Below are 26,016 nucleotides of genomic sequence, written 5' to 3'. Positions count from 1 at the left end.
GACTTAGGAGATTTTCCGAAATGACCACGATTGCAGTTGTGGGCGCCACCGGCCAGGTCGGCCAGGTCATGCGCGACATCCTCGAAGAGCGCAACTTCCCAGCTGACAAGGTTCGCCTGTTCGCTTCCCCTCGGTCGGCGGGCAAGAAGCTTGTCTTCCGCGGCGAAGAGCTCGAAGTCGAGGACCTGACCAAGGTCACCCCAGAATCCATCTCTGATATCGACATTGCTCTGTTCTCTGCTGGCGGCAGCACCTCCAAGGAGTGGGCACCAGTCTTCGCTCAGGCTGGCGTGAAGGTAGTGGACAACTCCTCTGCTTGGCGCAAGGACACCGACGTTCCTCTAGTAGTTTCCGAGGTCAACCCTGACGACCTGAAGGATTTGAAGAAGAACATCATCGCAAACCCGAACTGCACCACCATGGCCGCCATGCCGGTACTGTCCGCGCTGCATGCAAAGGCTGGTCTGACCACCCTGCGCGTTGCTTCCTACCAGGCAGTCTCCGGCTCCGGCGTAGCTGGCGTTGAGGCGCTGGCAAAGCAGGTGGCTTCCATCGGCGAGCACAACGTGGATCTGGTCCACGATGGTTCTGCACTCCAGGTGGAAGACACCAGCCCTTACGTTGCTCCGATTGCATACAACGCCCTGCCAATGGCTGGCAACTTCGTCGACGATGGCACCTTCGAAACCGACGAGGAGCAGAAGCTGCGCAACGAGTCCCGCCGTATTCTGGGCATCCCAGAGCTAAAGGTGTCGGGCACCTGCGTGCGCATTCCTGTGTTCACCGGCCACACCATGGTTGTGCACGCGGAGTTCGCTAATTCTATTACTCCTGAGGAAGCCAAGGCCCTGCTCGAGGTTGCACCTGGTGTGACCGTTGTTGAGGTTCCTACCCCGCTGGAAGCTGCAGGCAAGGATGATTCCTTGGTGGGTCGTATCCGCCAAGATCAAACTATCGACGACAACCGCGGACTCGTATTCGTGGTGTCCGGCGATAACTTGCGCAAGGGCGCGGCTCTGAACACCATTCAGATCGCTGAACTGCTGGTTAACGGGAAGTAAACAACTATCCGCTTCGGTGGATAGTATTACTTTAAATCGGCTTTTCATTACCTTTTCATCTCAAATAGATAACGTTGGTTGTGCCCGTCCCTCCCAAGAGGGAGACTGGTCGATGGACGTTTTCTATTTTGAGAAAGAATGGTGACTACATGGCTGCATCGAGGCGCATCGGCGCTGCATTTGCCAGCGGTATTGTGGCTCTTTCGCTCGCATTCTCCCCTTCAGCCCCCACAGCCAATGCTGCGGACTGGAAAGATACAACGATCAAGCCAGGCGAAACAATTTCACTTGTCAGGGTGGACTCTTCCGACCAGACCCCTTCTGCTTCCTCTGTTTCTCCGTCGATTGCGAACAGCGCCACACTCCCTGCAGGTTGGAGTGTCTGGAGCCAGAACGAAACATTCCGCGTCGCAGCTCCCGCGAAGGCTCAACCGGGAGAAACCGCGCTTCTGACCCTGGTAGAAAATGGCCAGGTCGTTGACGAAGTCAGAGTCACCGTCGAAGGCTCCAGCACCACAACCACTGCCGCCTCCGCATCTTCGGGCACCTCTACAGGCCATTCTTGGCTCGACGGATTCTTCACCTCTCTGAACCGTCTGTTTAGCTAGTTACTTGGTCTAGTTCCCCACCAGATGCACACCTGTGGCCACAGTCCTGCATAGGTTTACTAGACTCTGAACAATGACAACCACGCAGGACATGACGCACCCCTTTGTCGCGGTGCACGTGCAAGCCACCGGGATTCACCCGAGTACTGGCCGCCTGCTCACCATCGACGTAGTCACTTTCGATGACACCGGCGCAACAGGCGAAGAGTTCCACGCAGTATTCAACACCGGCGGCGACCCAGGCCCACGCCACATGCACGGCGTTGCCTTTGAAGAATTCGAGCAGGCCGCGCGGTTTTCCCGCCACCTCAAGGCACTAGATAAGCTTATCGACGATCGCACTCTGGTCGTTCACGATGCGCCAAAGGTATGGGGATTTCTCGTCTCCGAGGCCCGGCGCGCCATGAATGCCGCCGCGCGTGCCAACCGATCACGCAACCGGGGTCGGGGCCGCAGGCGCCAACGCGTTGGACATGTGCCACGCCCGGCAGCGATCGTCGATACGCTCGCCTCTGCTTTTCACCAAGGTAACGCGCTGCGTGACACCCGCCTGTACGCTGTTGCGCACAGCGTCGGCGTTGATGCGCCGGAGGCGGCCGCTTCTGTGGAGCGCGCGCGTCGCCCCGAAGCGGAGACCTCGCGGGAGGCCACGCTGGTGCTCGTCGATACGTATCTTGCACTGCGTGATGCTGGTGAGCTACTCACGCGGGCTGCCGAGGAGCTGACGGCCGATCGGTTTGGTTTGCAGCGCAGCCTCGTGCGCGTGGATGCAGAAAAGGATGAGAACGCTGCGCCGAATCCGGGGCTTTACAACCCTGACGCGGGTCTGAAGGCTGGCATGGAATTCGTGGTCACTGATGATGTGCAGATCGACCCGAATGAGCTGATTGAGGCTGGTCTTGGCGCTGGACTGACGTATTCGGAGAAGCTTTCTCGGACGGCGTCGCTGGTAATCAGCAACGTCACAGCTGACCTGCGGGGAAAAGCCATGCACGCGCAGCGAAAAGGAATCCCGCTGGTGAGCGATAAAGATTTCCTGGCAGCTGTGGCTCGCACTCGGAACTAGTGCACAATTCGGTATCGTAGACTCATGAGTTCTACACCAAAAGGTCGATTCGGTAAGCTGCGCACTCGCGTTGCCAAAACCGCAGCAAAGTTAGCAACCACCGCATCGCGCGCCACAGGTCGTGGCGAGGGAGGCATGATCGGCGGCCTAGTTGCCGGAGCAATAGATCCATCGATCATGGCGAACTTGGCAAATGGGCGCCCTGCAGTATTAGTGACCGGCACCAATGGTAAGTCGACGACCACGCGTATGCTGGCCGCGGCGATGAAAACCAAGTACACCGTGGCCACCAACGAGGGCGGCGACAACATGGACGCCGGCATTATTTCCGCGCTGATGGCCAATCCGTCCGCCTCGCATATTGTGCTTGAGGTCGACGAGCTGCATGTGCCTTCAGTTGCAGACAAGCTGGAGCCGCAAGCCCTGGTTTTGCTCAACCTCTCGCGCGATCAGCTCGATCGTGTTGGCGAGATTAACAAGATTGAGCAGGCACTGCGCGAGGCTGTGAGCTCCCACCCCGACATGTTAATTATTGCCAACTGCGACGATGTGCTGATGACCTCGGTGGCGTGGGACGCGAAGAACGTGATTTGGGTGGCTGCAGGTGCTGGTTGGCTCGGGGACTCCGTTACCAGCCCGCGTGGAGGTGGCCACGTCGTGCGCACGGCTGATCACTGGTACGCCGTGAAGCCTCTGCCCGACGGCACGACCTTCCGCCGGCCCACCCCTGACTGGGTGGTTAGCGAAGAGGGCCTGCGCACCCGCACCGGCGAACTGGTGGAACTCAATCTCACGCTGCCGGGCAACGCGAACCGCGGCAACGCAGCTCAGGCAATTGCCGCAGCTGTTGAGGGCTTCGACGTGCCGTTGGAATCTGCGGTCTCGGCTGCTGAAAAGGTAGACAACGTGGCGGGTCGCTACTCCACGGTGCACCTCGGCGACAAGGAAGTGCACTTCCTGCTGGCGAAGAACCCCGCCGGTTGGCAGGAGGCGTTGTCCATGGTCAACCGCGATGCTGACGGCCTGGTCATTGCCGTAAACGGACAGGTCGCCGACGGCGAGGACCTCTCGTGGCTCTGGGACGTGCGCTTCGAGGACTTTGAGGGCGTCTCGGTCAAAGCTGCCGGCGAGCGCGGAACCGACCTGGCTGTGCGTTTGCTCTACGCAGACATCGATCACGAACTTATCCATGACCCAATCGAGGCGATTCGCGCATGCCCTGCCGGGCGCGTGGAAGTGCTAGCAAACTACACCGCGTTTAGAGATCTGAAGCGCGACATTACCAAGCAGGAGGACTACCGTGACTGATTCACTTTCTATTGGGCTTATCCTCCCTGATGTGCTGGGTACCTACGGCGACGACGGCAACGCGCTCGTTCTGCGCCAGCGCGCCCGCTGGCGCGGAATAGAAGCAGAGATCGTGCAGGTGCGCCTCGGCGAGCCCGTTCCCGCAGGCTTGGACATCTACTGCATGGGTGGCGGCGAGGACTCCGCGCAGATCCTTGCGGCAGAGCACCTCTCTTCAGACAAGGGCTTGGTCCGCGCGGCCATCGACCGTCGCCCCATCTTCGCGGTGTGCGCGGGCATGCAGGTGCTCGGCGAGTCCTTCCACGCTTCGGGTAAGCAGGTTGACGGCCTTGGGCTTATCGACGCCACCACCTCCCCCATGCACACCCGTGCAATCGGTGAGGTGACCTCCTACCCCACCCATGCTGGTATCACCGCGGAGCTCACCGAACCATTGACTGGCTTTGAAAACCACATGGGTGGAACAGTCCTGGGCGCTAATGCAGCTCCGCTTGGCCGCCTGACTCGCGGCGTAGGCAACACTGATGTCACCAGCACGATGGATCTGCCCGACGGCGCCGAGCAGCGCAAGGCCGAGGGTGTTGTGCAAGGTTCCGTGATTGCCACCTACATGCACGGCCCGGCGCTGGCGCGTAACCCGCAGCTGGCGGACTTGCTGCTGGCACGCGCGATGGACATCCCGCTGGCTGAGCTTGAGCCGCTGGAGATCGGCGAGATCGACCGGTTGCGTCTGGAGAGGCTTAAGTAGCTTTCGGCGGAATCGACCACACGGATTTTTCGGGCATTTATGATTGACATTTCGCACATTATCTAGGCATGGTCGATACCATAATCGACCACGCTTGCAACTTGGGCCTGTGGATAACTTGTGTTATCCACAGGCCCAAGTCTTTGGTTCTGCACACCAAAGTTTCCTGGTAGATGCTAACAAATGTGGAACACCAAAACTTCTCACTCCCGAAGAAATCACTCATATTAAACTCACCACTGCATTCACCCGGAAGGCAGCACTGACTGGAATTGCAGGTGCCCGTGCTCTCGGAATACGAACGCTGTCTCCCCTATCAACGCTCGATCTCACCTTGCCCCACGGAACTAAGCCACCGCCGAAGTCACAGTGGAGACCAGGAACGAGGTTTCTGACTTCCTCGCGCACATCTCGGTCTTTTACTTCTAGTCAAGGTTTCCAGACCGTGAGTTTGGCTCAGGTACTGCTTCATATGCAACGCACTTATGGGACTCTAGAAACCCTGGTAGCTACAGATTCCGCAAGGCGGGCACACCCCCACCTAACCAAAGACCAACTTCACCAACATCTACTACCGTTTGCTCGGGCAAAAGGCGTTAAAGCACTCCGCAGCACGATCGACTTATCCGAACCGAACATGGACAGCCCACTGGAGTCCCTCTCCCGTTTCCGGCTGCTAGAAGCCAATCTTCTGCAAGTAAAAAGCATTGAATACCAGGCGAAAATTCTCATCACGGATGAACGCGGTCGCCCGCATATCTTCTACGCAGACCAACTCATAAACGGTTACCTCATTAGCGAGCTGGACGGAAGAACCAAATACAACGGGACTTATGGCGATATTCCGGAAGAGGTGCGACAAAAGGAACGGGACCGAGAGAGACTCCTGCTCAACGCTGGGTTTCCTATCGTGCGCCACTACTATTCCGCACTTCGACTGGATGAGAATGGTAGCTGTGCCTACGTGCGAAGCATCCAAAGTGCGCTGCGTCGGTATCCCCAGCCTAGGCATGCGCCACCGCGCGTTGTCCAGCTCTAATGGAATCGACCATACGGTTTTAATACCCGAGCTTTCGAACCTAAACAGGGTTAAATTTCGCGGTGGTCGATTCCGGAATCGACCACGCTGGAACCTGCTAGAGCTGCTAGAGCTTCAGCCTGCCCGACAGCGCACGCGACAACGTAAGCTCGTCCACAAACTCGAGGTCCCCACCCAACGGCATACCGGAAGCGAGCCTCGAAACAGTCAGATTCGGGAAGTCCTTCAGCAACCTGGCTAGGTACGACGAGGTGGCCTCGCCCTCAGTATCTGGGTCTGTTGCCAGGATGACCTCGCTGATCTCTGGTGCCTCATCGCCTTCCAAGTCCGGCAGAACCCCGCCGATGCGTTGCAGCAACGAAGAAATAGCCAGGTCCTTCGGCCCGACATTTGCCAACGGGTCCAGCGATCCGCCGAGCACGTGGTAGCGCCCTTGGTACTCACCGGTGCGCTCAATCACCTGAATATCTTTGGCATCCTCGACAACACAGATGGTGGTCTTGTCGCGACCAGAGTCCGCGCAGATGCGACACACTTCGTCACGGGAAACGTTGTTGCAAATGCGGCAGAAGCTCACCCCGTCGCGCACCGCGGCAAGAGCAGCGCGCAGCCTGTCGATATCCTCGGGATCAGTCTTCAACAAGTGAAACGCAATGCGCTGAGCACTTTTTGGGCCGATGCCGGGGAGGCGCGAGAATTCGTCGATAAGATCTTGTAACGGCCCTTCAAACATTCTTCCAGCATACAAAAACGCCCGGTAGAAACCGGGCGTGAGGGTGCGTGTTAGGCGTGCGAGCTTAGGCGAAGTTGCCGAAAGGGCTGTCCTCGCCGGCACCGCCGCCGAGCGGGCCGATCTTTTCCTGCGCGAGCTGGCTCGCCTGGCTGTGCGCATCGCGGTAAGCAGCCAGAATGAGGTCCTGGAGGGTTTCTACATCCTCAGGGTCAACGGCTTCCTTCTTGATCTGCACATCGGTGACCTCGCTGCCACCAGTCATGGTCACTGCGACCAGACCGCCGCCTGCGGTGCCCGTCACGTTAGTGTTCAGAAGTTCTTCCTGAGCCTTCTGCAGCTGCGCCTGCATCTCTGCTGCCTGGCGGAGCAGTTCGTTCATATCTGGCTGGGTCATGGCTAACTACTTTCCGTTGGGTGTCGGGTTAATCGTCGCCCAGTTTAGCGCGCGCGGCCACAATCGGCGCTCGCCTTCAGCGAACACAGCACTACAGTGGTTTCGCGCCGAGTTCGCGTTCTAGGAGTTCCATGGCTACGGCAGTCGCGTCGCGACGATCGAACTGTGCAGGTTCCTTCGTCTGGTCCACCATGTCTCGCTCTTCCGCCTCTTGTGAGTATTCCTCGACGGGTGCCGGAGACGGAGCCTGCTGGGTCGGCTGAGCCTGCTGGGTCGGCTGGACTGGTTCCTGGACGGGCTCGGGCACCGGTGCTTGCTGGGCTGGCTGCTGTGGCTGCGGTGGCTGCTGCTGGACTGGCGCTGCCGGCTCATACATGTCGGGCGGAGGCGGCGCGTCATCCATCGGTTCGGGAGGAAGCGGGATCTCGTCACGAGCAGCTTTTTCGCGTTCGGCGGGGCGCTGCGCAGCTTGCGCTGCAATCGCTCGCCAATCGTCCTGCGGAGCTGCCGGTTCGGGACGCTTCTGCGAAGCGGGTTGGGTAGGTTCTACCGGGGCTGGCTGAGTCTGCGGGGACTGCTGCCCAGGAATCGCCGCTGGCGCACCCCACCCGCTTGCCGGAGCTGCGGGCTCGGGTTCCTGTTTGGGTTCCTGTTTGGGTTCAGGCTCAGGCTCCGGTTCTGGCTCCTGCGCCTGCTGCGCACCGGACGACGATGGGTTCCAGACCTCAGGTGTACTTTTCGCAGGCGCAAAACCCGCAGCCTGCGGATCCGTTCCCACGACGCACTTCACTGCAACGCGCGTGCCAAGCTTCTCGGAGAACGCCGCCACGATATCTGCGTTGTTGCGCTCCGAGTTGATCCGTTGTGCCAGCGCGCCCGTGTTGTGCCCGATGACCAGGGTGGAATCTTCCATCCCTAGGACTTGAGCCTCGGTAAGCATGATCTCGGCGATCTTGTTCCTCGAGCCAACATACTGGCGCAACTCGGTCCAGTTCTCTTTGATCGTGTCCAACAAGTCCGGAGTCGGCTGAGCCTTTTCGAGCGCGGGTTCTGGGGCTGGAGATGGGGCTGGTGCCGGGGTTGGTGCCGGGGTTGGCTCTGGACGTGGTGCCTGACGCGGCGCAGGCGTCGACGAGCTCTTCGGCTTCCCGGCTGCCGCCGCCGCTGCAGCTGCTTGGGCAGCCGCCGCTCCCCCACCTCGTGTGGGCTGGGTGCGCTGCACCGAGCCAGAAGCGTCGCCAGCTGAAGAAGCAGCACCAGATGCAGCAACCGCCGGTGCTGCAGATACGCCAGAGGTCGGAACAACCAAGAGGTGCGCGACCATGATCTCGAGCAGGAGGCGGGGGCTCGTCGTAAAGCGCATTGCGGAAATGCGGTCGTTGACTTCCTCGGCGAGCTTCGCCAAATGTGCTGGCTGGAAGCGCGCGGCCTCGGCGGTGAGCACCTCGGCACGGTCGGTTGGCGCGCTGACTAAGCCCTGGCCAAAGGCATTGGGCACGTTTTGAATCACGATCAAATCGCGCAGGCGATCGAGCAAGTCCGCGACGAACCGGCGTGGCTCGTGGCCTGCCTCAATAACTTGGTCGATGACTTGGTAGGCCGAGGCGCCGTCGCCGGTGGCCAGCGCGTCGACCATCGTGTCAATGTAGCCCTCGTCGGTCACGCCCAAAAGCGGCAGGGCCGCCTCGTAGGTGAGGCCTTCGGGGCCGCTGCCGGAAAGGAGCTGGTCCAAAAGCGACAACGTGTCACGAGGTGAACCGCCACCGGCACGGATGACCAGCGGATACACATCTGGATCGACGCTGACACCCTCGGATTCGACGGTGCGCTCAATCAGCGAACGCATCGCCTGCGGAGTGAGCAACCGGAACGGATAATGGTGCGTACGCGAGCGAATTGTGCCGATGATCTTTTCGGGCTCGGTGGTCGCAAAAATGAAAATCAGGTGGGCTGGCGGTTCCTCCACGATCTTTAGCAGGGCATTCGCGCCCTCGGCCGTGATCATGTGGGCCTCGTCGATAATGAAGACGCGATAACGCGAATCCGCCGGCGCGAAATACGCCCGATCGCGCAGCTCACGCATGTCTTCCACGCCACGGTTCGAGGCCGCGTCAAGCTCCGTAACATCAAGGTTGCCGCTACCGCCGGGAGCCAGCGAGACACATGACGGACACACACCACACGGCGTCGAAGTCGGTCCTTCAACGCAATTCAGCGAGCGCGCCAAGATGCGTGCCGACGAAGTCTTGCCACACCCACGCGGACCAGAAAACAGGTAGGCATGATTAATCCTGCCTGAGTCCAACGCATTGCTCAGGGGCCGGGTTACTTGCTCCTGGCCAACAACTTCCGCGAACGTTGCGGGACGATATTTCCGGTACAAAGCCACGGAATTACCCTACCTTCTTAATCTTCGTCCCTGTCCCGGCGCATATCGCCCACATCCGTGCGACGGCGACGCAGACGAGTATCCAGCTTGTCCATACCGCGCTCGTTAGCAATGACGAATTCATCATTGGTAAGCAAGACCAGCTCAAGCATGAGCGTCACCCGGCCCGGCTCCGAATAATTCGGGGTGCCCTGCGGGAACCAGGTGGGCTCACGCAGCACGGCATGCTCGACAGTGAGATCCTTCAATTCTTTAAGCGCGGTGTGCTGTACAAAGTCTGGCAGCATCATGCCGGGTTGCACGGTGTAGTCGCCGGATTCGATGAGGTTCCAAGCGCCAACCACTGCGGCGGCAAGCTCTGCATCGCTTGCTTGCGACGAGCCAATTGCCAGCTCACAACGTACCTCGACAGAAGGGGCAGTCTGCATGACAAGGCCGGTGTCCACGTCAGAGAATCCGACGGTGTTGGCGATCCTATAATCGTCGTGAAGCGTGGCAAAAGCGATGCGACGTCCCTCGATATCTTGCAACGCGATCTCTCCGTAGATGTTGGAGAGCCAGACGGCCTTTTCATCGGCCGTCATTACTTGCCCTCCAGCTTCTCAATCGCCGCGAGCAGGACACAGGTAGCGAAGCCGTCCATCGCGCCTACGACCTCGTCGAGCGGAGGCAGCGACGGGGCCAAGCGAATGTTGCGGTCGTTCGGGTCCTTATGCAGCGGGAACGACGAACCCGCCTCCGTGAGCTTGATGCCTGCGTCCTTGGCAAGCTCCCAGACACGCGAGGCGGTGCCATCAATGACATCAACGGAGATGAAGTAGCCACCCTCTGGACGCGACCAACGCGCTACCTCGTAGCTGCCTAGGCGCTCGTCGAGAATGTCCAGCACAGCGTTAAACTTTGGAGCCAGGCTATCTGCATGCTTGCGCATGAGGGTTTTTACGCCTTCGAGGTCGTGGAAGTAATTTGCGTGGGCGAGCTGGTTGACCTTGTTCGGGCCGATGCCGCGCACGCCCGCGATGGAGGTGTACCACGCGATGTTGTCCGTGGAGGAGGCGAAGAAGGACACGCCCGCGCCTGCCAGGGTGATCTTCGAGGTGGAAGCCATGACCCAGAAACGGTTCGGGTTGCCGGCCTTTTCTGCCTTATCGACGACGTTGTGTAGCACTGGGAACTCGTGGTTGAGAGGGTGCACCGCGTAGGCGTTATCCCAGACAATGCGGAAATCAGGTGCCGCGGTCTCCATCGCAGCGAGGCGGTCAGCGACCTCCTCAGAGAAACTCACACCGGAGGGGTTGGAAAATACCGGCACGGTCCACATGCCCTTAACCTGTGGATCCTGAACCAGTTCCTCGACGGCGTTCATGTCTGGGCCATCCTCGAGCATCGGGATGGTGACCATTTCAAAGCCCAGGGTCTCGGTGATGGTGAAGTGGCGATCGTAGCCCGGGACCGGACAGATCCACTTCACGGTTTCCTCGTCCTTCCACGGACGCTCCGAGTCATTGTTGCCGAACATATACGACCAGGTGACCAGGTCAAACATGATGTTCAGGCTGGATGAATCGCCCGCGACGATCTGGTCCAGGCGCACGCCCAGCAGTTCTGCCCAGATAGAGCGGATATCTGAAATGCCCTTGAGATTGCCGTAGTTGCGAACGTCCTCGCCATCGGCAGACAGAAAGTTACCCTTGCCTGGAAGCCCCAGGAGCTCGTCGGAAAAATCTAACTGCTCTGCCGCTGGCTTTCCTCGCGTGAGATCGAGCTTGAGGCCCTTTGCCTTGAGCTCTTCGTATTGCTTACGCACTTGCTCGGACAGCTTGGCGAGTTCGTTGGAATCGAGGTTCAGCAGCGACATATGCATTAGCTTTCTTCTTTGAAAACAGTATTGACCTACATCGTAGTCAGACCATAGACATGACTGCAGGGGCAACCCCGAGATTCGAGTTTTGCGCTCTTCGGGCCGGGTTTGGGCCTGCGCCGGGCCGGTGCCGGGCTGGTGCCGGGCTGGTGCCGGGCCGGTGCCGGGCTGCAGTGAGGCATAAAAAGGGGACCTCACGCACCTGCTAGAGCTCGTTGACCCTTGCTGCATTCCTGCCCTGGGGGAGTTCACAAGATACGCACCGCGTGAGATCCTGACCCTCACTTTAGCCGGGGCACCCAGCCAATGCCAAATAGGTCCGGGCTGGGTCCGGATTGAGGCCAGATTGGGGCCAGGTTAGGGCCGGGGATGTGCTTGCAGGTTGCAGATTTATTGCATTTTTTGCGGCACGTTCGCGTGAATTTCGCGCCACATTCTTTCTACTTTTATGCCCTGGCCTGCCGTTTTGTCGATTTGGGAAGGATCAGATAAAGTTATGCCTCGACGTAAGCGTCACGCAAACGTCATGGAGGATTCGACTAGCGGCCTATGTCACACGCCTGGAACGCGTGCGGGTAGCAATACCCTCAAGGGTTCAAATCCCTTATCCTCCGCCACATGGAAACCAGCTTCCCGCTTTTTCGGGAAGCTGGTTTTTCTTTTCCCTAAGTTGCGCTAACGTCCATTCGGACACAAACAAAAACAAATATGGTACGAAATTAGCCAGAAACCCACATACAGTTGCCATTTGGTCGATTATTTCGCAGGAATCTGCTTTTTCATCTCTAGGCATATCGCAGGGCCATCCCAGAAATTCCCTTTAGCTTGTTGTTATCAGTCCACATCCGAACAAGAAAGGCTTTCCAAGCTATGGCTGAGCAATTGCGCAAATACGAAGGCAGAGTATTGCCCAACCAATCCGAAGATCTCGAGGACCAAGGGCTTGGGTTCGACCTAGGCACCGTCTTCTCCCGCAGGAAGATGTTGGGATTCATCGGAATCGGTGGTGCGGGCGTCGCACTGGCTGCGTGCACCCCATCAGGTTCCACTGCAGCAAGCACGGCGGCTACCAGCGCAGCAACATCTGCTGCCAGTGCGACCTCACAGGCCGCCGCGAATCTCACCGAAATGAAGTCAGAGACTCAAGGTCCCTACCCCGGTGACGGCTCGAATGGCCCCGACGTTTTGGAGATCTCGGGTGTGGAACGAAGCGACATCACCAAGTCCATTGATACAGACACCGTGGCCGAAGGCGTCCCACTCTCGTTGACCATGACCATTTTGGACATGAGCAACAACAACCAACCAATGGCAGGTGCTGCTGTATATATCTGGCACTGTGATGCCGAAGGTCGCTACTCGATGTACGACTCCGCCCTGCAAAACGAGACCTACCTGCGCGGTGTGCAGGTAGCCGACAAGTATGGACAAGTCACCTTCAACACCATCTTCCCCGGCTGCTATGCGGGGCGCTGGGTACACATCCACTTTGAGGTCTTCCCCGACCGCGATAGCATCACTGATTCCACCAATAACATCTTGACCTCGCAGATTGCGTTGGATCAAGCGTCGGCTACCTCGGTGTATGCACTTGATGGGTACGGCAATTCCATGACCAACCTGAACAATATTTCTCTGGAATCTGACAACGTCTTCTCCGACGGGTGGGATCAGCAAATGGCCACCATCACCGGCGATGCCACCAAGGGTTTCGAGGCTGGCATTGAGGTGCCCATCGATCCCACCACCGAGCAGGATCAATCCATGTCCGGTGGCCCCGGCGGAGCGGGTGGAGCAGGCGGCCCTGGCGGCCCCGGTGGAATGATGCCTCCCGGACAGGGCTAGTTCTGGCTTGGGCCCGGTTGGTCGCAAACCATTATCGACCAACCGGGAATTTTCACTGACATGACCACAAATGACCTGGGGAAATGCTGTTCAAAAATTCGGGAAATTTCGGTTGGTCGATAATGTCCACCCTACCCGCGCCACACCACGGGCTCGCGGGGCAACAAGTCTGGGTCGAATCGCTCGCGGATCTCAGCCAAAGAAGTAGCCCCCGCCAACCCCAGCGACTCCCCGATCCAGCGCACCGCCACAGTAGGAGAGCCAAGCTCACGCAGCGTCACCGCACCGTCACGCTTGGCCAGGCGCTCACCGGTGGGCCCCAAAACCAAAGGTACGTGGACATATTCCACCGGTGGCACACCCAAAAGCGAGGCCAGATAAGCCTGCGTGGGGGCCTGTTCTAGCAGGTCATCGCCACGAACTACCTGGTCAATGCCCTGGTAAGCATCGTCAACGACCACGGCGAGGTTGTAGGCCCAGTCCTGACCCGAAGAGCCCTGCGAGGCGTTGCCACCTCGGCGCAGAATTACATCATCGATCGGCGCCTCGACCCGGCCCGCGTAATAATCAGTAGCAAAGAACGTAGATACTGAAGAGCGCAGTCGTAGTGCCGGAACGCGTCCCTGGGAGGCGAGCTGCGATCGTCGTAAAGCGCGCTGTTCTTCGGTGAGATTACGGCAGGTCCCGGGGTACATCCCAGGCGTTGTGTGGGGCGCGGAAGAGGCCTCGCGGATGTCCTTGCGCGAGCAGTAGCACTCGTAGACGTGGCCGGAGGCCTGCAATTTGGCAAGGGCAGATTCGTAGGCGGAATAACGGGAGGATTGGTAGAGCACCTCACCGTCGAGGTCGATGCCGATGGCAAGCAGATCGGAGATCTGGCGCTCGGCGGACTCGCGGGAAGAGCGCGCGGTATCAATATCCTCGACGCGCAACAGAAAATCGCGCCCCGAGCGGCGCGCAAAAAGCCAGGCCAACACTGCCGTGCGCAGGTTACCTAGATGCAAATCCCCGCTCGGCGAAGGTGCGTAACGCCCCGCCCCGCTCATCGCTTGTTGGCGTAGTACCGGCCCAGAAATTCGTCACGGTACTCCTCGAAACGGCCCTCGCTAATAGACAAACGGATGTTGTCCACCAGGCGAATCATAAATTCCAGATTGTGCATCGTGCACAGCGTGCCCGCCAGAAATTCCTTCGCCTTGAGCAGGTGATGGATGTAGGCGCGCGAGTAGTTGTTGGAAACGTAGCCGCCAAATTCCTCGTCGATACCCGCAAAATCGCGTTTGAAGCGCGCACCCGTGAGGTTCATGCGGCCGTCGAGCGTGTACACGCCGCCGCGGCGCCCCAGACGCGTCGGAGAGACGCAATCGAAGGTATCGGCGCCAGCCTCGACCGCGGTAAACAGGTCGTCCGGCTCGGAGATGCCCAGCAGGTGGCGAGGCTTGTCCTCGGGCAGCTCGTCGGTGACCCAGCCGACAATGGTGCCCAGGTTTTCCTTCTGCAACGCGCCGCCGATGCCGAAGCCGCCGAAGCCGCGTTTGCCCTCTTCCGTAGCTTTGCGGTCAAGTTCGAGCAGGCCTCGAGTTGCTTCACGACGAAGGTCCTCAAACTGGGCCCCCTGCACCACTCCCCAGAGCGACTGCTTTGGCCGGTGGGTGCGTTCATTGGTCAGTCGGGTGTGCTCGTCGATGCAGCGGCCCGCCCAGCGGCGGGTGCGCTCGACCGACTCCACCTGGTAGTCGTAAGTGTCTACCAGGGTGGTCAGCTCGTCGAAAGCAAACATGATGTCCGCTCCGAGACCGTGCTGGATCTGCATAGACACCTCGGGTGTGAAGCGGTGGCTGGAACCATCGATGAAGGACTTGAAGTCCACGCCGTCGTCGTCGACATGCGCCATGCGTTCCTTGTCCTTGGCGCGGATATCGTCGCGGGTGAGATTGGCGGTGTCCATGGCGAGGACCTTTTTGAAGCCGACGCCAAGGCTCATGACTTGGAAGCCGCCGGAGTCGGTGTAGGTGGGCCCGTGCCAGTTTTCGAACTTGGCTAGGCCGCCGGCCTCGTCGACAATGTCGTGGCCGGGCTGCAGGTAGAGGTGGTAGGCATTCGACAAGATGGCCTGGGCACCTGTGGAGCGAACCTGCTCCGGGGTGAGCGTTTTCACCGTGGCCTTGGTGGCCACGGGGATGAAGGCGGGAGTCTGAATATCACCGTGCGGGGTGTGAATCACACCGGTGCGCCCGTGGCGACCGGGGCCGGGTTCAAGCTGGTCGCCCACCTCGAAGGTGAGATCCTGGGTTGTCATGCTTTCCCACTTTAGGGCTTTATCCCCGCTGCGCCACAATCTCCGTAGTGTCTGGGTGTGTGTTGGCTCGCGAGGCTGCTTGGCGCTCTGCCAGCTTCTCCTCGTATTCCTTCTCCAGCCCGGCGCCTTCGACATCTAGGTTAGGCAGGATCCGATCCAGCCACTTAGGCATCCACCAGGTGGCACGGCCCATGAGGAACATCGTTGCTGGGACTAGGGCCATGCGGATGAAGAAGGCATCGAAGAACACGCCCACGCCCAGCGCGAAACCGAAGATCTTAATAAACGGCAGTGGCTGGTCGATGAACGCGATGAACACCACGATCATGATGATCGCCGCGGCGGTGACCACGCGGGCGCCCTCCACGAAGCCCTCCACCGTTGATTCCTCTACGGCCTTGTTCACGCCCTTGTGGTAATTGGCGCCCCCTCGTTTGGTGTATTGCTCCTTCATTCGTGTGACCAGGAAGACTTGATAGTCCATGGCCAAACCGAAGGTCACGCCGATGAGGAAGATTGGCATGAACGACAACAACGGGCCAGGGGTGTGTACCAACCCCCAGAGGCCTTCCTGGAACACCAGGACAGTCACGCCGAAGGCCGCGCCAACGGAGAGCAAGAAGCCCAGACCAGCCACAACAGGAACCATGATCGAGCGGAAGACCAGCACCAACAAGATAATGGCTAGGCCGACAACAATGGCGAGATAGATCGGCATTGCTCCTGCAAGTTCCTCGGTGATGTCCATCTGTACCGCGGTCAGACCCGTCAGGCCGACGCTGACACCGGTGGCATCTTGGACCTGCTCACCAACTGCGCGCAGGGCATGCGACACCGAGACGGTCAGCTGATCGTCGGGACCAGTAGTTGGCGTGGCCAAGATTTGCGCTGCCGTGTTATCAGCATTGACGGAAATCAGCTGCGCGTGCTTGATACCGTTGACACTCTTGATTTCGCCCACCGTGTAAAGGAAGGAACTCAGCGCCGCCGCAGTGACGGGCTCGGTGTCTGCCTGCGCGTTCATATATGGCTCAAGTGCCTGCGCCTGCGGGTTCACAGAGTGTGCGTCCACGATGATCAAGAATGGAGAGTTCACGCCCTCGCCGAAGCCCTCGGCCATGAGGTCGGCAGACTTGCGTTGGGTGGTATCGGTATTACTGGTGCTATCCGATGGCAGCGAGAGCTCCATGTCCATCACCGGTGCTGACAACGCACCTAGGCCCAGCACGACTACGGCCATCACAAGTGCCGGGAAGCGCTTGACAAAGTTGATCCACCGTCGGCCCATCGACTGCTTCGAAAGGTCCTTGCCTACCTTTTCCCCACGCTTTGGGTTGCCGGCCACGCCTGGGATTTTCACCGCGAAGGCACGATCGCCCAAGATACCCAGCATCGCGGGAATCAAGGTCAGGGCAACCAGCACGGCAATAAGCACCGTCCAAGCTGCGGTCAGGCCCATCCACGTGAGGAACTCGATCTGCGCAATCGAGAGCGCCACCAGTGCAACAAAGACCGTAAAACCGGCAAAGACAACCGAGGAACCTGCGGTGCCCACGGCCATACCGGCGGCCTCTGGGCCAGGCATGCGCTGTCTCTCTTGCCGATAGCGAGACAGAATGAACAAGGCGTAGTCAATGCCCACGGCTAGGCCGATCATCACACCAAGAACCGGGGTCACTTCGTTGAGCTCAACCCAGTGCGTCAGACCAACGGTGAGCATCACGCCGATACCCACACCGATGACCGCAGAAACCACCGGCATGCCCGCTGCAACCAGCGAACCAAAGGTGAAAATCAACACTAAGAATGCAACAACAAGGCCGATGATCTCACTAGTGGTTTTGATCTCAATCGGATCGCCAAAACCTGCACCACCGGCTTCCACCTGCAGTCCCATTTCGCGCCCGAGCTGCATGGCATCGGTGACCACGTCACGGTCTGCCTGTTCAACCTGGTAGCTGGTTTCCGCGTCGAAATTGAAGGTGGTGTAGCCGATGCGTTGATCCTCGCTGAGCGTGGCAACGTTGGCCGCGTCAGCTTGCGCGGTGGCCTCCGGCAAGCCCATTTCGGTTTCGAGATTGAGGATCGTTTCCGTCTGCGCTGCCGAGACATCGACCGGGTTGCCGAAGCGCTCCGTACCAGTCATGGCCAAGTTGTCTTGGAGGTAGGTAATCACCTCGTCTACCGCCGCCCGGTTTTCAGGATCGGTCAGCGTCTCCCCCTCGGGAGCAGCAAACACAAGGTTCACCGACGGGGCACTGACTGGGTTGCCTTGGTCTGGGAAATTCGCCGAAAGACCGTGCAGCGCATCAATCGAGGGAGTGCCCGAGATAGCGAAATCCGACGTGAATGGCTTTGCCAAACTCGACGCTCCCGCTGCAACTCCGACCAGCAGAATGAGCCAAGTTATGACGATCCGCCATTTTTGCTTGTACGACCAGCGTCCGAGCCGGAATAGTAGTTTCGCCACAGTGAATTGAGTTCCTCACGAAATACGATTGAAGATTTTCTCCTCCATCGTAATTGATGGATACGAAAAGCCCCCGACCAGCGTGGTCAGGGGCTTAAAGCAATTGGCGGTAGTGGCGGGATTTGAACCCGCGGTGGTTTTACCCACACTCGCTTTCGAGGCGAGCACCTTCGGCCGCTCGGACACACTACCGCGAATTAGATTAACGGTAGAAGTACCCGTAATCCAAATTGCCTCTAGTTGTCACTAGTTGTCCTTGTTGTCCTGGAACTTACCCAGCACTTCGTTTGCTTTATCCTTGACAGCGTCGCCTGCCTCGTTGAGCTTGTCCTTGAAGTCAGCCTTGGTCTGATCGGCCTTGCCTTCGTTCTCGACAGACTTATCGCCGGCTGCTTCGCCGTAAGCTTCCTTCGCCTTGCCGGATACCTTGTCGAATTCATTCTGCAGATCTGCCATGTTCACTCTCCTTGAAATGCGATTTTCATCGGTACGTAAACCACGTTAACGAAATAAACATCACAGCAAAATAACAATTTAGTTATCATTTGATGGCAAATTCATCGGAGCTTCCCAAAGAAATCCCCCAAAAGCTGCGCACATTCCTCTTCCAGCACTCCCCCGCGGACCTGCACTCGATGCAGTTGCCGCACATCGCGCAGCACATCCACAATGGACCCGACGGCCCCCGTCCGAGGCTCATAGGCCCCAAAAACCACACTTTCCACACGCGCCCCGACAATCGCGCCCGCGCACATCGTGCAGGGTTCCAGGGTGACCACTAGCTCGCAGCCGTCCAACCGCCACGTGCCCAGCGCGCGGGCGGCAGCACGGATGGCTTCCACCTCGGCGTGCGCGGTGGGATCGCCATTCGCTTCGCGACGATTCACTCCCCAACCCAGCTCACGCCCATCCCGACCAAAAACCACCGCCCCAACCGGGATATCGCCCTCGGGAGTTTCGCGCGCAACTTCCAAAGCCCGCCGCATTCGCTCCGTAGCACGCCTTTCCAACGCAGACAGTTTCTCTGCCACTACAGGGCGTTCTCCAGCTCTTCGCCAAATCCGATCTCATCTGCGATCCGTTGGATAATCTCCGAGGGATCCGAGTCCTGGTCGTCGGCAAGCACGCTCAAAAGCTCCTCCGACATACCGAGATCTTCCAAAATATCGAAATCGCCCTCAGCCCAGCCCTCGATCTGATCGAGCTCATCTGGGTCGAGATCGGGAACGTCGATGCCGAGCTCGTCGAGGACGTCGGCCGCGAAATCGTCGTCAACTGCCATCGTTGCGTCCGAAATAAATGCAAAAACTCGCTCCGGGCCCGGGCGCACGATAACGAAGTACTCTTCCTCAACATTGAGCAGCGCGAACGCCGCTCCCTCACTGCGGAGATTGCGTACTGCCTTGACACTTGTGGAAAAACTAGAGAAATCGTCGTCGAAAGACCGCACCGTCCATGCACCATCTAGCCACGCGACGGTCACGGCAAAACCGTCGGGGTAACCCGCAGAGGTATCCATGCCTAGTCAGAGTAGTCGGAATGTGTCAATATTGACACTGTGAGTTCAAGAGATGTCTCCCGTCCAATTTGCCTAATCGGCCTCGGATTAATCGGTGGATCGCTGATGCGCGATCTCGCCGGTGGCAACCCAGCTGTCTACGGCTTTAATCGTTCAACTTCTGGCGCGCGTGCCGCCGCTAAAGAAGGCTTCGACGTATCCGATGACCTCGTCGCAACTCTGCAGCGTGCAGAGGCAGACGGAGCCATGATTGTCATCGCCGTTCCAATGCACGCCGTTGCAAATGTCCTGGACAACATCATCGAACACGCTCCTTCGTGCGGTATCACCGACGTAGTCAGCGTGAAGAAACCTATTTACGATCTCATCCGTGAGCGTGGCCTGGAATCTCGCTACGTGGGCGGCCACCCCATGGCCGGTACTGAGAAGTCCGGTTGGAGCTCTTCCCAAACTGGACTTTTCCTCCGCGCTGCGTGGGTAATCACCTACGATTACGCACTGGAAAAGGAACAGGCCGGCGAGCCAGTTCCTACCGAGTGGATCGACTTGTTCTCTGACGTGTGCCGCATGGTTGCCGGAGTAAAGGCGGAAGCAGTCCCAGCATCTGTGCGCAAGCACGACGAGGCCGTGGGCAGGATCTCCCATTTGCCTCACGTGATTGCAGAGGCGCTGTCCATCGTCGGTGACGAAGGCGGCACCTTAGCCCAGTCCCTGGCCGCAGGCTCTTTCAAGGACGCCACGCGCGTTGCAGGCACGGCGCCTGAATTGGTGCGCGCGATGTGCGAGACCAACGCCGCTGCCCTTGTCTACTCGCTGGACGAAATGATTGAGCTGCTCACCAAGGCCCGCAACGATCTGGACTCGGATGAGCCAAACATTGAAGAGCTGGTCGATGCCGGCCACCGCGCGCACACTCGCATGGAGGCTCGCTCGGGTGCTCGTCGAGAATCTGTGTCTCCGGTGAAGATTTCTTCGCGCCCCGTGATGCGCCTGCACCCTGGCGGACACAACTGGGTCCGCCAGCTGGTCCAGGCTGAGTCCCTCGGCGGACGCATCGAGGTGTTCTAGGCTGGCGCTAGTACGGCGCTGGCATGGTGCTAGCTCCCGAACGACCGACTAAAGTGCTGCCCCGACCGAACTAGGTTTTGGGCTGGTGCAAGTCGGTCGTTTTCGTATTCCAGCAAGGCCACAGGAATCTCACTCGACTTTTTGCCATTGGTGGCCCGGGCGAGAGCAACCGCATCGTCAACGGAGACGGCAAAACCCCGACCCGTCATGGGCGTTGGGACATGGGCTGCATTTCCCACCAACGCACACCTAGAACTGACCAGCCGGTTAGGCACATACTCCGCAATCGGCGTGGCCGTAATGTCACGCCTGCCAACGCAATCCTCAATAGCGGCCAACCAGGGATCTGACCAGCGACTCCGCGCCTTGCGCCCCAGTTTCTGATAAATCTGCTCAGGAATATCTTCTGGCTTCACCGAATGGCGCACCACCCCATCGCGCACGGCTCCCTGCTCGCGGAGAAACTTGTTGTGACCAGCGTCGTACCATGCCCAGCCCAGCCGCCGCTGCCCCGGTTCAAGGCTTCCCGTCGGGCTGGGAAGAGGATAGCCCAGCAAGATTTCCGGGCCCGCAGAGATGATGTCAAAGTTGTCCGGCCAGCTGCCACCAAGTGTCAGGTCGCGCTCCTCGGCAATGCCAACCCAGAGGAGATATCCGGCAAATTCCGCATTCGGATGATCCGGAGCCACAACTTTTCGAACAATGCTGCGGTGCCCGTCCGCGCCAACAACCAGATCCGATTCGATTATCTCGCCGCTGCCGAGTTCTACGGTGACCGAGGTTGGGCCCTCGTCGATACGCGTGGCTTCTAGCCCTTCGCGCAGAGTGACGTTCAGACTCTCCCCGACCGAGTCGACCAGCGCATCGCGTAAGTCGTGCCACGCGATGGATTGAGAGCCGCTGAGCCTTCGGCCGGGCCCCGCCAACCTACTTGCCACCCTGGTACCAAGTTCGGTGCCGAGCGCACGGGTGAGCTCGGCGGGACTTGTGGCCAAGGCCGCGCCGGTTCGGTGCTGATTCGCGCGTTCAATGACTGTGATCTGCGCACCGGTGCGCGCGAGGGCCAGCGCGGTCACCAGACCGGCCAAGGAGCCACCGATCACGACGATGTTGAGTGCGGGCACGGATTCTCCCTTCGGGCGGGTGATCTTAAACGGATATTTGATATCCATATATGTCAGTTTAGTGCCCCAGGGGATAAATGCACCATTGATTTCGCTTTACGACGACCCCCTGCCGGACCTAACGCACGGCGAAAACTAAAAGCCCAGGTGAAATAATGGTGATATCTTGCGAAGTGCACCTCTTTGAAGGTTCAAATAAAAAAGCGTACGGCCTCAAACACTTAAATGTTTGAGGCCGTACGCTTTAGTGGTGCGCCCGGAGGGATTCGAACCCCCAACCTTCTGATCCGTAGTCAGATGCTCTATCCGTTGAGCTACGGGCGCTTTAGTTGTTTTGTTGTTTTCGATATCTCGTAAGCAACGAGACATAACTCTACACCGGACACTTAAAACCAACAAAACGGCTGGTCAACCCAGCCGTTTACGTCGATTTAACCAAATTCAGCTAAGTGCTTAGACACTCAATCCGAATACTGGAACGGCAATGAAGTACACAACCAAGGTAATCAAAATGACGGCGATCAGGTTCAGCCAGAGGCCAGCCTTGATCATGTCGCCGATCTTGACGTAGCCAGAGCCGTAAGCAATCGCGTTCGGAGGCGTTGCCACCGGCAGCATGAAGGCACAGGTTGCAGCAAGTGCCACAGGAATGGTCAGCAACAGAACGTTCATCTCACCGGCTGGTGTATCGGTCAGGCCGATACCCACAGCAACGCCACCCATAATTGGGAGGAAGGTCGCAGCGGTAGCAGTGTTCGAGGTGAACTCGGTAAGAATCAGAACCAACAGGGCCACTGCACCGATCAACAGGAAGGTTGGCAGGACGGACAGTGCCTTTGCCTGCTCGCCAATCCAGAGGGACAGACCAGTCTTGGTGAACATGCCGGACAGGGAGAGGCCGCCGCCGAAGAGGAGCAGCACGTCCCATGGGATCTCGTTTGCAGTCTTCCAGTCCAGAATTCGGACACCGGTCTTCCTGTCAGCGGGGATCAGGAACATCAAAAGGCCAGCAATGATACCGACGATGGCGTCGTCGTAAGCAAAGTCCCAATCAAACCAGTCCATTGCCAAAGGCAGGAATACCCAGGTCAGTGCTGCGGCAACGAAGATGATCGTGGCAATGATCTGCGGGAGAGTCCACTTGCCCATCTTGTTAATCTCGTTGCGGATCAGATCCTTACCACCAGGGATATCCTTCATCTCTGGTTTGAACACGGTGATCAGCACGAACCATGCAAGGAATGTGAAGACGATTGCAAGTGGCAAACCGACCATCATCCACTGGCCGAAGCCGATGGTGATGCCGTGAGCTTCTTCCATGTAGCCCTTGAGCAGCGCATTTGGCGGGGTACCGATCAAGGTTGCCAACGAACCAATGGAGGCGGAGTAAGCAATAGCCAGCATCAGTGCGGTAGCGAAGTTCTTCTGGTTCTTCCAGCCACCCACAGAATCAGCGGTAAGAGAAAGCACCGACAAACCGATTGGCAGCATCACCACTGCGGTCGCGGTATTGGACACCCACATGGACATGAAGCCAGTAGCCAGCATAAAGCCCAGGATGAGGCGCTTCGGCGAAGTACCAACAATCATGACCACACCCAGGGCGATGCGACGGTGCACGTTCCAACGCTGCAGGCCAAGAGCCAGCAAGAAGCCACCCAGGAACAGGAAGATCGTGGAGGACGCATAGGGCGCACCCACTTCAGCAAAGGTGGCCACCTGCGTGATCGGGAATACAGCAACCGGAATCAGCGCGGTTGCGGCCAGTGGAATGGCCTCGGTCATCCACCACACTGCCATCCAGACAGTGACTGCGGCGACGACGCGCATCGAGTGGTAGCTGTATTCCGTATCTGGATCAGCGCCGGTGGACTGAAGTACGACCTCTGCCGCATTCTGTGGGAAAAAGAAGTATACGAGTGCGCCCAAACCTAGGCCCAGCACGATACCAAAAGCTTGGCGGTGCCATTCGCGTTGCTCACGGATTTCAGTGTCCTCGCCTGGGGCGCGGATTTGCTCCTCTTGAGTATCAACTTGGCTCACGGCTTCCTCCATTTCTACTAACAGTTGGTTGCCGCAAGCACTCTCTCAAGCGTCACGGCACGGGAAACATGACGGATAAGAGATTAGTGATCTGCCTCATTTTTGTGGAATTTAGTGTGGAAAATCGTCGAACTTCACACTTTTAACCCCGAAATCTAGCTTTAGTAAGACCAATACCGCCCCCACACGGGGGCGGTAGCGTCGCAGTGAGACCGATCCGAGTATAGGAATTTCCCATACTCGCTAGCGGTGGCTGAAACTATCCTGACAATATTTGCAGCTGCGCTCCTTGCGGGTCGGCGATGGTGTAGAGACGTCCAAAAGGCGAGTCTTGGGGGCCATCAAGCACTGAGCCACCCAACTCCCCAACCTTCTTTGCCGCTGCATCGGCATCGTCGACGAGGATGTAGGCCCTCCAATAGGATTCCTGAACATTCTCCGCTGCGTCACACAATCCTGCGGAAACGCGATCGCGGGGAAAATTCGTTGCATAGCGGAAGCCGGTTTCCGGCTCCTCGCGAGTCTCGGAACCATCCTCTCGCGTGAAGGTTGGCTCCCAGCCAAACACGTTCTCGTAGAACGGCTTGGCCGCATCGTAGTTGTTGCTCATTTCTTCGAACCAACACGGCAAGCCAGGCTCAGACATGGTGGTGGCGCCTTCGAGGGTCTCAGATTCCCAGATTCCCACGGCTGCACCGCTTGGATCAACGGCCAGCGCCATCTTGCCAAAGTCACCTACCTCCATCGGTTCGACAACAACGGTGCCACCGCTCTCCCCGACCTTCTTCGCTGCTTCGTCAATATCATCCGTTCCGAGGTAGACGCCCCAAGTGGTCGGGTTAGCAGGCTCATCGAGCGGGCCTTCTGGGCCAAAGAGCGAACTCATCGCTCCGCCGACGAGGGATTCGCCGTGTTTGATCATGTGGTAGTGGCCGAAATCTTCTCCTTGGTCCTCAAACGTCCATCCGAAGAGTTCGTTGTAGAACTTCTTTGCTGCTTCAATATCGTGGGTAGATAGGTCGATCCAGACTGGTTTTCCGCTGTTAGAAGACATAGTCCCTACATTAATAATGTGTTACTGGTCACGTCCATGGCCAAGCGCGATTGTTACTAAATTCCCAACACCGACTTGGCAATCAAGAAGTAGATAATCAGGCCCGCCGCGTCGCAGAAGGTCGTAATAAAGGGGTTGGAAAATACCGCGGGATCCGCCCCAACGGCCTTGGCCAGAATCGGCATTGCACCGCCCACCGTCGCGGACATTGTGCAGACTAAAACCAAGGTCAAGCCGATTACAATTCCGATGTGCAGCCCGTAGGCCCACCAGGCGAGGAAGAATCCGGCTAGGCCCAAGACGGCGCCTAGCATGACGCCCACGCGCATCTCTCGCCACATGACTTGGAAAACGTCGCGTTTGCGTACGTCGCCAAGCGCGAGTGCACGAGTGATAGTGGTGGCTGCTTGGTTTCCTGTATTTCCACCGGTGCCGGTCAGCAGCGGAATAAACAACGAAAGTACGACGGCCTTTTCCAGGGTGGATTCAAAAGTATCTAACACCTGCACGGTTAAAAGGGCCGATAGCGCCAGTACGGCCAACCAGACAATGCGCGAGCGAACCAGCTTGCTAATAGGAGTAGAAAGATACGGCTGTCCAAGAGGCTCGGAAGCACCGGCACGGGCTGAGTCTTCTGTGTCTTCACGCTCGGCAATGTCTTGCGCATCGTCGAAGGTCAATATCCCGACCAGCCTGTCCGACTCATCCAAGATCGGCATCGCCAAAAGATCGAGGGAAAGAAACCAGCGCGCTGTTTCCTCTGCGTCGTCGCTGGTATGAGCATAGACAGGCTCACTCATCACCTCTCCCACCACCGCGTCGCTCTCAGCAGTAAAAAGAGTGCGCAGGGACGTCACACCGACGAGTTTTCGGTCGTTCAACACGATCGGAAGTGTGTAAATGGTCTCAACTTCGTGGGCAATGGTACGCAGCTTGCGCAGCGTGTCCATCACCGTCATATCGGGGGTGATTTCAGGCACTTCGGGCGACATATACCTGCCCACGGTCCCCTTCTCAAAACCCAGAACCGTCCACGTTGCCTCTTGCTCACCAGCATCCAGGTGACGCAGCATCTCCTCGGAAATCTCGGCCGGGAGCTCGTCGAGAAGCGATGCTCTATCCTCGGGGTCGAGTGCCCCGAACACATCTGCAACATTGTCGCTACCCAGGGCTTTTACCATGTCGGCCTGGTGGCTGGGGTCGAGTGCGTCGAAGACGTGGATGGCGCGGTCGCGGGGCAAAAGCCGGAAGAGGACCGCGCCGCGGGAGGCGGTGGTGCGCTCAAAGAGCGCGATGAGGTCTTTCAGACTGACTCCGAGCAAGATTTCTTGGAGCTGAGAAAGGCGCTCGGGGCTTAGGTCAGTCTCGGAGCGCATCAGATCTTCAA

Annotated in this window: 23 protein-coding genes, 3 tRNA genes and 1 other RNA gene; 9 read left to right on the top strand and 18 right to left on the bottom strand. The window is 58.5% G+C overall.

Annotated elements, in window-relative coordinates:
- The first annotated feature begins 20 nt into the window (after positions 1–20).
- The 6 genes from ACXZ66_RS01645 to ACXZ66_RS01620 all read left to right on the top strand — a co-directional run bounded on the left by ACXZ66_RS01645 (position 21) and on the right by ACXZ66_RS01620 (position 5,830).
- Positions 21–1,061 (top strand): aspartate-semialdehyde dehydrogenase, encoded by a 1,041-nt coding sequence (locus ACXZ66_RS01645; RefSeq protein ID WP_458750038.1) that lies wholly within the window; start codon positions 21–23, stop codon positions 1,059–1,061.
- Between the two features lie 149 nt (positions 1,062–1,210).
- On the top strand, positions 1,211–1,669 hold the full coding sequence (locus ACXZ66_RS01640) for a hypothetical protein (protein ID WP_458750036.1): 459 nt from the start codon (positions 1,211–1,213) through the stop codon (positions 1,667–1,669).
- A gap of 73 nt (positions 1,670–1,742) precedes the next feature.
- Positions 1,743–2,735: a DNA polymerase III subunit epsilon gene (locus ACXZ66_RS01635; protein ID WP_458750034.1), complete on the top strand. Its 993-nt coding sequence runs from the start codon at positions 1,743–1,745 to the stop codon at positions 2,733–2,735.
- A gap of 24 nt (positions 2,736–2,759) precedes the next feature.
- Positions 2,760–4,043, top strand: coding sequence for a MurT ligase domain-containing protein (locus ACXZ66_RS01630; RefSeq protein WP_458750032.1), 1,284 nt, complete (start codon positions 2,760–2,762; stop codon positions 4,041–4,043).
- Positions 4,036–4,791 (top strand): type 1 glutamine amidotransferase, encoded by a 756-nt coding sequence (locus ACXZ66_RS01625; protein ID WP_458750030.1) that lies wholly within the window; start codon positions 4,036–4,038, stop codon positions 4,789–4,791. Before ACXZ66_RS01630 ends, ACXZ66_RS01625 begins: the two co-directional genes overlap by 8 nt.
- Before the next feature lie 637 nt (positions 4,792–5,428).
- Positions 5,429–5,830 (top strand): hypothetical protein, encoded by a 402-nt coding sequence (locus ACXZ66_RS01620; protein WP_458750028.1) that lies wholly within the window; start codon positions 5,429–5,431, stop codon positions 5,828–5,830.
- A 106-nt stretch (positions 5,831–5,936) separates the two neighbouring features.
- Here ACXZ66_RS01620 and recR read toward each other — a convergent pair whose 3' ends face one another.
- From recR to ffs, 6 genes are all read right to left on the bottom strand, one after another.
- Positions 5,937–6,563, bottom strand: coding sequence for a recombination mediator RecR (gene recR, locus ACXZ66_RS01615; protein WP_458750026.1), 627 nt, complete (start codon positions 6,561–6,563; stop codon positions 5,937–5,939).
- 64 nt (positions 6,564–6,627) lie between these two features.
- Positions 6,628–6,957, bottom strand: a complete 330-nt coding sequence (locus ACXZ66_RS01610) for a YbaB/EbfC family nucleoid-associated protein (RefSeq protein WP_458750024.1) — start codon at positions 6,955–6,957, stop codon at positions 6,628–6,630.
- Between the two features lie 91 nt (positions 6,958–7,048).
- Positions 7,049–9,346 carry a DNA polymerase III subunit gamma and tau gene (locus ACXZ66_RS01605; RefSeq protein WP_458750022.1) on the bottom strand — a complete coding sequence of 766 codons (2,298 nt, stop codon included), beginning with the start codon at positions 9,344–9,346 and terminating at the stop codon, positions 7,049–7,051.
- A gap of 17 nt (positions 9,347–9,363) precedes the next feature.
- Entirely contained in the window at positions 9,364–9,930 is a 567-nt protein-coding gene (locus ACXZ66_RS01600) for a suppressor of fused domain protein (protein ID WP_458750020.1), read from the bottom strand.
- Positions 9,930–11,204 carry a PLP-dependent aminotransferase family protein gene (locus ACXZ66_RS01595; protein ID WP_458750018.1) on the bottom strand — a complete coding sequence of 425 codons (1,275 nt, stop codon included), beginning with the start codon at positions 11,202–11,204 and terminating at the stop codon, positions 9,930–9,932. Before ACXZ66_RS01595 ends, ACXZ66_RS01600 begins: the two co-directional genes overlap by 1 nt.
- A gap of 183 nt (positions 11,205–11,387) precedes the next feature.
- Positions 11,388–11,486: signal recognition particle sRNA small type (gene ffs, locus ACXZ66_RS01590), an RNA gene on the bottom strand.
- Positions 11,487–11,735: 249 nt separating this feature from the next.
- On the opposite strand from ffs, the gene ACXZ66_RS01585 reads away from it, so the two are divergent.
- Positions 11,736–11,824: transfer RNA gene (locus ACXZ66_RS01585), tRNA-Ser, on the top strand.
- Between the two features lie 253 nt (positions 11,825–12,077).
- Positions 12,078–13,052: an intradiol ring-cleavage dioxygenase gene (locus tag ACXZ66_RS01580; protein ID WP_458750016.1), complete on the top strand. Its 975-nt coding sequence runs from the start codon at positions 12,078–12,080 to the stop codon at positions 13,050–13,052.
- A gap of 131 nt (positions 13,053–13,183) precedes the next feature.
- On the opposite strand, the gene gluQRS is transcribed toward ACXZ66_RS01580, so the two are convergent.
- The 7 genes from gluQRS to ACXZ66_RS01545 all read right to left on the bottom strand — a co-directional run bounded on the left by gluQRS (position 13,184) and on the right by ACXZ66_RS01545 (position 19,340).
- Positions 13,184–14,098, bottom strand: a complete 915-nt coding sequence (gluQRS, locus tag ACXZ66_RS01575; protein WP_458750014.1) for a tRNA glutamyl-Q(34) synthetase GluQRS — start codon at positions 14,096–14,098, stop codon at positions 13,184–13,186.
- Entirely contained in the window at positions 14,095–15,351 is a 1,257-nt protein-coding gene (gene tgt, locus ACXZ66_RS01570) for a tRNA guanosine(34) transglycosylase Tgt (RefSeq protein ID WP_458750012.1), read from the bottom strand. The genes gluQRS and tgt overlap by 4 nt, the downstream gene beginning before the upstream one ends.
- A 19-nt stretch (positions 15,352–15,370) precedes the next feature.
- Positions 15,371–17,821 carry an MMPL family transporter gene (locus tag ACXZ66_RS01565; RefSeq protein WP_458750010.1) on the bottom strand — a complete coding sequence of 817 codons (2,451 nt, stop codon included), beginning with the start codon at positions 17,819–17,821 and terminating at the stop codon, positions 15,371–15,373.
- Positions 17,822–17,925: 104 nt separating this feature from the next.
- Positions 17,926–18,013 (bottom strand) — tRNA-Ser (locus ACXZ66_RS01560).
- 54 nt (positions 18,014–18,067) lie between these two features.
- Positions 18,068–18,277: a CsbD family protein gene (locus tag ACXZ66_RS01555; protein WP_458750008.1), complete on the bottom strand. Its 210-nt coding sequence runs from the start codon at positions 18,275–18,277 to the stop codon at positions 18,068–18,070.
- 101 nt (positions 18,278–18,378) lie between these two features.
- Entirely contained in the window at positions 18,379–18,807 is a 429-nt protein-coding gene (locus ACXZ66_RS01550) for a nucleoside deaminase (RefSeq protein ID WP_458750007.1), read from the bottom strand.
- A 44-nt stretch (positions 18,808–18,851) separates the two neighbouring features.
- Entirely contained in the window at positions 18,852–19,340 is a 489-nt protein-coding gene (locus ACXZ66_RS01545) for a tRNA adenosine deaminase-associated protein (protein ID WP_458750005.1), read from the bottom strand.
- Positions 19,341–19,379: 39 nt separating this feature from the next.
- Between ACXZ66_RS01545 and ACXZ66_RS01540 the strand changes: the two genes are divergently transcribed.
- Entirely contained in the window at positions 19,380–20,408 is a 1,029-nt protein-coding gene (locus ACXZ66_RS01540; RefSeq protein WP_458750003.1) for a prephenate dehydrogenase, read from the top strand.
- Between the two features lie 29 nt (positions 20,409–20,437).
- On the opposite strand, the gene ACXZ66_RS01535 is transcribed toward ACXZ66_RS01540, so the two are convergent.
- The 5 genes from ACXZ66_RS01535 to mgtE form a co-directional block, all read right to left on the bottom strand.
- Positions 20,438–21,580: an FAD-dependent monooxygenase gene (locus tag ACXZ66_RS01535; protein ID WP_458750001.1), complete on the bottom strand. Its 1,143-nt coding sequence runs from the start codon at positions 21,578–21,580 to the stop codon at positions 20,438–20,440.
- A gap of 200 nt (positions 21,581–21,780) precedes the next feature.
- Positions 21,781–21,856 (bottom strand) — tRNA-Arg (locus tag ACXZ66_RS01530).
- Positions 21,857–21,985: 129 nt separating this feature from the next.
- A complete protein-coding gene (locus ACXZ66_RS01525) occupies positions 21,986–23,575 on the bottom strand; it encodes an SLC13 family permease (protein WP_458749999.1) in 1,590 nt (529 codons plus the stop codon).
- Positions 23,576–23,834: 259 nt separating this feature from the next.
- A complete protein-coding gene (locus tag ACXZ66_RS01520; RefSeq protein ID WP_458749997.1) occupies positions 23,835–24,629 on the bottom strand; it encodes a VOC family protein in 795 nt (264 codons plus the stop codon).
- Between the two features lie 56 nt (positions 24,630–24,685).
- On the bottom strand, positions 24,686–26,005 hold the full coding sequence (mgtE, locus tag ACXZ66_RS01515; protein ID WP_458751433.1) for a magnesium transporter: 1,320 nt from the start codon (positions 26,003–26,005) through the stop codon (positions 24,686–24,688).
- Positions 26,006–26,016: the final 11 nt, after the last annotated feature.

The organism is Corynebacterium sp. S7 (assembly GCF_054401105.1).
Note: the sequence above shows the minus strand (reverse complement) of the source record. Positions and strands in the feature narration are given on the sequence as shown.

Coding starts and splice junctions, on each gene's coding strand:
- mgtE (WP_458751433.1), bottom strand. CDS start 26,005: ATGCGCTCCGAGACTGACCTAAGCCCCGAGCGCCTTTCTCAGCTCCAA.
- ACXZ66_RS01555 (WP_458750008.1), bottom strand. CDS start 18,277: ATGGCAGATCTGCAGAATGAATTCGACAAGGTATCCGGCAAGGCGAAG.
- ACXZ66_RS01645 (WP_458750038.1), top strand. CDS start 21: ATGACCACGATTGCAGTTGTGGGCGCCACCGGCCAGGTCGGCCAGGTC.
- ACXZ66_RS01595 (WP_458750018.1), bottom strand. CDS start 11,204: ATGTCGCTGCTGAACCTCGATTCCAACGAACTCGCCAAGCTGTCCGAG.
- ACXZ66_RS01635 (WP_458750034.1), top strand. CDS start 1,743: ATGACAACCACGCAGGACATGACGCACCCCTTTGTCGCGGTGCACGTG.
- ACXZ66_RS01545 (WP_458750005.1), bottom strand. CDS start 19,340: ATGGATACCTCTGCGGGTTACCCCGACGGTTTTGCCGTGACCGTCGCG.
- ACXZ66_RS01610 (WP_458750024.1), bottom strand. CDS start 6,957: ATGACCCAGCCAGATATGAACGAACTGCTCCGCCAGGCAGCAGAGATG.
- ACXZ66_RS01640 (WP_458750036.1), top strand. CDS start 1,211: ATGGCTGCATCGAGGCGCATCGGCGCTGCATTTGCCAGCGGTATTGTG.
- ACXZ66_RS01630 (WP_458750032.1), top strand. CDS start 2,760: ATGAGTTCTACACCAAAAGGTCGATTCGGTAAGCTGCGCACTCGCGTT.
- ACXZ66_RS01620 (WP_458750028.1), top strand. CDS start 5,429: ATGGACAGCCCACTGGAGTCCCTCTCCCGTTTCCGGCTGCTAGAAGCC.
- tgt (WP_458750012.1), bottom strand. CDS start 15,351: ATGACAACCCAGGATCTCACCTTCGAGGTGGGCGACCAGCTTGAACCC.
- gluQRS (WP_458750014.1), bottom strand. CDS start 14,098: ATGAGCGGGGCGGGGCGTTACGCACCTTCGCCGAGCGGGGATTTGCAT.
- recR (WP_458750026.1), bottom strand. CDS start 6,563: ATGTTTGAAGGGCCGTTACAAGATCTTATCGACGAATTCTCGCGCCTC.
- ACXZ66_RS01550 (WP_458750007.1), bottom strand. CDS start 18,807: ATGCGGCGGGCTTTGGAAGTTGCGCGCGAAACTCCCGAGGGCGATATC.
- ACXZ66_RS01535 (WP_458750001.1), bottom strand. CDS start 21,580: ATGGATATCAAATATCCGTTTAAGATCACCCGCCCGAAGGGAGAATCC.
- ACXZ66_RS01600 (WP_458750020.1), bottom strand. CDS start 9,930: ATGACGGCCGATGAAAAGGCCGTCTGGCTCTCCAACATCTACGGAGAG.
- ACXZ66_RS01520 (WP_458749997.1), bottom strand. CDS start 24,629: ATGTCTTCTAACAGCGGAAAACCAGTCTGGATCGACCTATCTACCCAC.
- ACXZ66_RS01580 (WP_458750016.1), top strand. CDS start 12,078: ATGGCTGAGCAATTGCGCAAATACGAAGGCAGAGTATTGCCCAACCAA.